6 protein-coding genes and 1 pseudogene are annotated in these 5,513 nt (G+C 55.8%); 3 read left to right on the top strand and 4 right to left on the bottom strand.

Annotated elements, in window-relative coordinates:
- Positions 1-292: 292 nt before the first annotated feature.
- From ACVWZF_RS14035 to ACVWZF_RS14025, 3 genes and pseudogenes are all read right to left on the bottom strand, one after another.
- A pseudogene (locus ACVWZF_RS14035) lies at positions 293-458 on the bottom strand (RNA-guided endonuclease InsQ/TnpB family protein); the annotation flags it as partial.
- Positions 459-552: 94 nt separating this feature from the next.
- The gene (locus tag ACVWZF_RS14030; RefSeq protein WP_148202748.1) at positions 553-1,374 is read right to left on the bottom strand and encodes an amino acid ABC transporter permease; all 822 of its coding nucleotides are present in this window, start codon (positions 1,372-1,374) and stop codon (positions 553-555) included.
- Positions 1,371-2,234 carry an ABC transporter substrate-binding protein gene (locus ACVWZF_RS14025; RefSeq protein WP_011433705.1) on the bottom strand — a complete coding sequence of 288 codons (864 nt, stop codon included), beginning with the start codon at positions 2,232-2,234 and terminating at the stop codon, positions 1,371-1,373. Before ACVWZF_RS14025 ends, ACVWZF_RS14030 begins: the two co-directional genes overlap by 4 nt.
- 428 nt (positions 2,235-2,662) lie before the next feature.
- Here ACVWZF_RS14025 and ACVWZF_RS14020 point away from each other — a divergent pair, with 428 nt between their 5' ends.
- The 3 genes from ACVWZF_RS14020 (at position 2,663) to ACVWZF_RS14010 (ending at position 5,047) form a co-directional block, all read left to right on the top strand.
- The gene (locus ACVWZF_RS14020) at positions 2,663-3,610 is read left to right on the top strand and encodes a nucleotidyltransferase family protein (RefSeq protein WP_011433704.1); all 948 of its coding nucleotides are present in this window, start codon (positions 2,663-2,665) and stop codon (positions 3,608-3,610) included.
- Between the two features lie 49 nt (positions 3,611-3,659).
- Positions 3,660-4,370, top strand: coding sequence for a class I SAM-dependent methyltransferase (locus ACVWZF_RS14015; RefSeq protein WP_041436656.1), 711 nt, complete (start codon positions 3,660-3,662; stop codon positions 4,368-4,370).
- Positions 4,371-4,504: 134 nt separating this feature from the next.
- Entirely contained in the window at positions 4,505-5,047 is a 543-nt protein-coding gene (locus tag ACVWZF_RS14010; RefSeq protein ID WP_011433702.1) for an NYN domain-containing protein, read from the top strand.
- Here ACVWZF_RS14010 and ACVWZF_RS14005 read toward each other — a convergent pair.
- Positions 5,044-5,271, bottom strand: coding sequence for a hypothetical protein (locus tag ACVWZF_RS14005; RefSeq protein WP_238376759.1), 228 nt, complete (start codon positions 5,269-5,271; stop codon positions 5,044-5,046). The two genes, ACVWZF_RS14010 and ACVWZF_RS14005, sit on opposite strands and share 4 nt — an antisense overlap.
- Positions 5,272-5,513 lie beyond the last annotated feature (242 nt).

Here is a 5,513-nt window from a genome sequence, read left to right as displayed (position 1 = left end):
CAGGACTTGGGTCATGGTTCTATCATAACTTCCGCATTCCTCCCGACACTGACCCTACGGGTACAGTGCGGGGCTCCTGCGATTTCTAGCTGACGAACAGCTTTAAGTTGCATCGCTTCCTAACTTCCCTCTTCCCCTGGGAGTGGTCGCGGAAGCAGCGCGGAACGCTTGGGGAGTGTCCCAATCCAGTTTGGAATGGCTATGGCTTGCATGGCGAAGCCATACACTGTTGCCCAGGGCTGCAGCGATTGCATCCTGCTCGTTGCCAAACAGAATGGCAGTATCCCGCAAAGCTCTGATCTCTGACGCTGCGAAACTTCGGGTCTTTGCTCTCTCGAAAGGCCAACCCTGCCTCTTGAATGGCGTTCCGCTTGAGGTGGCAGGGATCCTCTCTCACCCACTGCGGCAGGTCAGTGCAGGATGATGTCCCCCAGCTTTCTGGCTGTTTTTGGAGCCCCCTGCTATCGCGAACGGCACAGCCGGTCTTTGTGGGCAACCACAAACGTATGCAAGCAGACACCAAAGTAATGGCCGGATTAGAGTCAGGCTCCTCTAGCGGGCCAGGTACCGTTCCAAGCGTCCCTGGAAAAATGACAAGATTAACGTCAGCAGCCAGTACCACAGCGCTGCCACCACCAAAGCCTCAAAAAAATGTTGGCGCGGCAAACCCGCCTGTCGAGCCCGGCCCATCAACTCCTGCAAAGCAATGGCGCTGGCCAGGGCAGTGTCTTTCTGCATGGCGATGAATTGGTTGCCAATGTCGGGTAGGACAATTCGGAAAGCTTGCGGCAAAATGATGCACCACAGGGTTTGCCAGGGCTTAAGCCCCAGGGCATAGGCAGCTTCCCGCTGCCCAATGGGAATGGCTTGGATCCCGGCCCGGAAGATCTCGCTCATGTAGGCGCCATAGTTCAGGCTCAAGGCCAGCACTGCCGAAGTGAACGAGCCGAACACCAGACCCAGTTGCGGCAAAGCCTGGTAGATGAACAAAAACTGCAGAAATAGAGGTGTGCCCCGCATCAACGAGACATACAGAGCGGAGAGGCTGCTCAGAGGGGCAATCTGGGAGAGGCCCGCCAGTGCCGACAAAAAGGCCAAGGTGGTGGCACAGAGGATGGAGACCAAGGACAGTTGAAAAGTAGTGCCCACCCCTTGCGAGATGAACCACCACCACTCGCGCACAAAGTTGCCGTTGAGACGCAAGGTACGGATGGGGATCCCGGCCAACTCCAACTGTACCCCGCTGAAGGTGAACAGCAACAACAGCAGCCACAAAACCAACCACAACCCCTGGGCCACCGGGAACGGGATCCCTTTTCGAATCCGGGGCGGTGGGTAAATGGGCTGCTCCAGTGGGATAGAGTCTTTGCTCACTCAGCTTTTTTCGTCAGATCAATGCCGTAATACCGCTTCGAGAGGGCTGTTAGCGTGCCGTCGGCGTGCATGGATTCTAAAATTTCGTTAATTTTGGCTTGCAAGCTCTCGGAAGGGGCAGGGCTGGAGCGATCCAAGGCCACAGCCAAGGCTTCATAGTAGACCGGATCCCCCAGAGTTTTCAGGGGCAGTCCTTCCCGAATGGCGTTTTCAGCCGTCGGCAAAGCTGTCAAGACTGCATCCAGGCGGGTGCCATCCCCCAGTGCCAAATCCTGCAGAGCCAGGCTATCGGTGTCGTAGATGCGGATGTCCACCCGCGGGGCCGGAACTTGGATGGTCTCTCCTTCCAGGGTGAGGTTGCCCTCCAGGTAGGCTTGATAGGTGGTGGCGGTGCCCACCCCAACTCGCTTTCCTTCCAAGGCGGCGATATCTGTCAAGGTCGAGGCTTGGTGGACCACGAAGCTGGCGGGGGTGTAGTAGTAGGGAATGGTAAACAGCAGAGCTTTCTGGCGCTCGGCAGTCACGGTCATCGACCCGACATTGACATCCCAGCGGCCATTCCAAGATCCGGCGGTGATGACATCGAAGTTGATATCCAGAAACTCAGCCTCTACCCCCAAGCGCTTGGCGATCTCGCGCGCCACATCCACGTCAAATCCTTCCCAACTGCCGTCAGGGTTGCGGTAGCTCTGAGGCCGGTAATTGGAGTCGGTGGAAATCCGGAGCACCCCCCGCTCTTGAACTTGAGCCAACAAATCGCTACCTTGGGCCAGCAGGGATCCCTGGTGTGCACTTAAAGCCCAGCATCCGGCCAGGGTCAAGCAAAGGGCTTGTAGGGATCGGCGTCGAGAAACAGACATCGGCAAAACCTCAGATGAAGGTGAAGGGCAAACCCATTGGAATCCATCCAAGCTATCCAAGGCTGTCACAATTCCCGTTGCAAGGTAGTATCACCTGACACTGCCGCTTTGGGTGGCTATTCCCGACTGGGGCGAGCGGGTCGCAATTCTCCAAACATGCTCTAAAAAAGGCAAATCAACTGTCTCAGGATTGAGCTTATGAATCCCAATTGAGATTGAAATATCTCCTCCAGAAAGGCATCCCCTGAGACTTGAGATCAAGACTCGTGCTGTATTGCCCGGGGGGGCAATCCGTATCCCTCTGTGGGCAACGGAGAATCGACGTTCTGGGTAGCAGAAAACATTTGGCTCGACCCAATGGATCCCCCTTAGCAATTGGGCGGAGAGGATGTCAATATCTTTGGAAGAGAACGGGGTTGAGGGTGGTTATGCAAGCGGTGATCTTGGCGGGTGGGAAAGGAACTCGTTTACGGCCCTTTACCTTTTTGCAGCCTAAGCCTTTGTTGCCCCTCCTGGATGTGCCCTTTTTGGAGTGGCTGATCGGGCGCTGCCGCCGAGCCGGCCTGACGGATATTTTGCTCAGCGTGGGTTATCTGGGCCAACAAATTGAGGCTGCTCTGGGAGATGGCGCTGCTTTGGGGGTGAAGCTCCGCTACATTCCCGAAGAGACGCCTTTGGATACGGCAGGAGCCTTGGTGCTGGCTCAGCCCTATTTCACCGGGGATCCCTTGGTGGTCTTCAATGCCGACATCCTCACGGATCTGGATTTGCAGGCGTTGATGCAATGTCATGTGCAGAGCAAGGCCATTGCCACCCTCACCCTCGCCCGCGTGGAAGATATCACCGCCTATGGCCTGGTGGAAGTTGGGGAAGGGGGCCAGATCCAATCTTTTCGGGAAAAACCCACCCCTGCAGAAGCCCTCACCCTCACCACCGACACGATCAACGCCGGCACCTATGTCTTGGATCCAGCCATTTTTAAAGACTACCCCAGTGGGGATCCCCTCAGCTTCGAGCGGCGTGTCTTCCCCGATTTGCTCAGGCAAGGGCACCGGCTGCAAGCTTATCTCCACACAGGCTACTGGCGGGATCTGGGCACGCCGGCCAGCTACTACCACGGCCAACTGGACATTCTCCTGGGTCGAATGACGGATTTTCCCCTGGAAGATGTGCAGCAACAGGCGCCGGGGATATGGGTGCACAAAACGGCTGAGATCCATCCCAGCGCTCAACTGCACGCCCCCTGCTACATCGGCGCCCACACCCGTTTGGGATCCCAAGCTCAGATTCCGGCAGGCACCATCCTCGGCAGCCACAGCTGGGTAAATGGATCCCTGCAGCCGGGAGCCTACGGGCCGAGAGTCCTGGTAGTGTAGGTTAAGTGCAAGTTAAGTTCACAACCATCTACGACAAAGCCATCAACAGATGGAGTTACCACAAACTGGGGAACGCTGGGATCCCTACCTTGCCTCTGTGGCTGCTCGCTTTAATCGGGAGCTGGAAATTCAACTGGGTCAGCCAGCTTGGCAACTTCCCCCAGACCTGGAGCAACTGCCTTTTTGGCAAGCCCAGCAGCGGGATCACCTGCAAGAGCGCCTCGGGATCCCCTTTTGGCAACTGCGTGCCCCCAAAAAACGGGAAGCCTGTTTGGATTTGGGCTGTGGGGTAAGCTTCCTGACCTATCCCTGGAACGATTGGCAAGCCTACTTTTACGGCCATGAGCTGAGCGGTGAGATTGTGCGCTTTATTCGCTCGCGGGCACCCCAGCTTAACTCCAAGCTGTTCAAGTCAATGCAACAGGGATCCGCCCACCATTTGGAAAACTACGAGTCGGAGCAATTTGATCTGGCCATTGCCACCGGATTTTTGTACTACTACCCGATTGAGTACTTCGACGCGGTTTGGGCAGAGTTGATGCGAGTGTTGCGACCGGCTGCACCTGTGATTATTGAAGTGGTCAATCCCGACTCGGTGTGGGCGGAACAATGGGGCCTCATCGAGCTATTCAAAGGCACCGAACCGATTTTCACCCCCCTAACGGAGTGGGAGCGGCGCATCGCAGCCTTGGGGGGCAAAATTCAGAAACAGGCCAGTGGCGAACTGTTCACCACCTATTGGATTCAGCGCAGACCGTGATCTGCTCACAACCGGGAAAGTATCGGAGCATTCGGAGTAGTGGGGTAACCTTTAAGGCTGGGTACTAAGATTAAAAATAAGATAAAGATTAAGATTAAGAAGTGTGATCCCGGACAGGGGATCCACCGTCATCCATGCAAGCTTCCTCTTCCACCTTCCTCTTGGTTGATGGCTACAACATCATCGGAGCTTGGCCCACCCTGAACCAGTTGGCGCGTCGCTCCCTGATGGAATTGGCCCGTCTGCGCTTGGTGGAATCTTTGGCCAACTATGTGGCCTTCCGGGGCTACCAGGCGACCGTGGTGTACGATGCCTACGCCCAACCCACTCCAGCCCGGCAAGAGCGCTCCCCTTCGGGTATCGAGATCCTGTATACCTCCTATGGCGAGACCGCCGACAGTTGCATTGAACGGCTGTGTGCTCAGCTGCAGAAGGATGGGTGTCGGGTAAGGGTGGCTACCTCCGATCGTGTCCAGCAATTGGTGATCGGTGGCTACAACGCCGAATGGGTCTCGGCAGAACAACTGTGGGATGAAGTGCAGCAGGCCCAGCAGCAGATCCGGCACCTCCAGCCAAAACGGCTATCGAGCAAGCGGGGCATTGATGCCTACTTGGATGCAGAAACCCTCTCACGCCTAAACCGCTGGCGGCTGTCCGGCCAAGATCCCATGCGCTAAATGCCATCGTAGGGAACGGTGGGAGCTCCATACCAAAGATGCTCTTCATCTGGCGAGGCAGTGGGCAACTGCTCCTGTGAAGGATCCGCCGGAGCCAGCTCCTGCTCATCTACCAACACCAGCACCCGCACAACTCGATTTTTGGGCAATTGTTCCTGCGCCCGCATGGGCAAAATCAGTTGACCTTGGCTGTCGGTACGGGCCCAGAACTCATGTGCTTTCATGCTGTTTCCCAAAATCATGAGCCAATGAAGGGATCCCCAGGCCGGATCTTAGTGAGGATGATGAATGACCCCAGAAAGCTCCATCTGTTCTTCGTATTCAGATGAGTCGGAGAGGCTGGCCCAGCTTTATAGTTATTTTGATTCAAACTAGGTCGTGTTGATCTTATGTTAGGATAGAGGGAATAATTTATAGAGGAAAGAGGATGAAGTTGGTTTTTTTAGATGAAAACAAATGGCAGAAG

It is taken from the genome of Thermostichus sp. OS-CIW-30, from assembly GCF_054060215.1.
The sequence above is the reverse complement of the archived record's forward strand: the minus strand, read 5'-3'. Positions and strand labels throughout refer to the sequence as shown.

Coding starts and splice junctions, on each gene's coding strand:
- ACVWZF_RS14025 (WP_011433705.1), bottom strand. CDS start 2,234: ATGTCTGTTTCTCGACGCCGATCCCTACAAGCCCTTTGCTTGACCCTG.
- ACVWZF_RS14020 (WP_011433704.1), top strand. CDS start 2,663: ATGCAAGCGGTGATCTTGGCGGGTGGGAAAGGAACTCGTTTACGGCCC.
- ACVWZF_RS14015 (WP_041436656.1), top strand. CDS start 3,660: ATGGAGTTACCACAAACTGGGGAACGCTGGGATCCCTACCTTGCCTCT.
- ACVWZF_RS14010 (WP_011433702.1), top strand. CDS start 4,505: ATGCAAGCTTCCTCTTCCACCTTCCTCTTGGTTGATGGCTACAACATC.
- ACVWZF_RS14005 (WP_238376759.1), bottom strand. CDS start 5,271: ATGAAAGCACATGAGTTCTGGGCCCGTACCGACAGCCAAGGTCAACTG.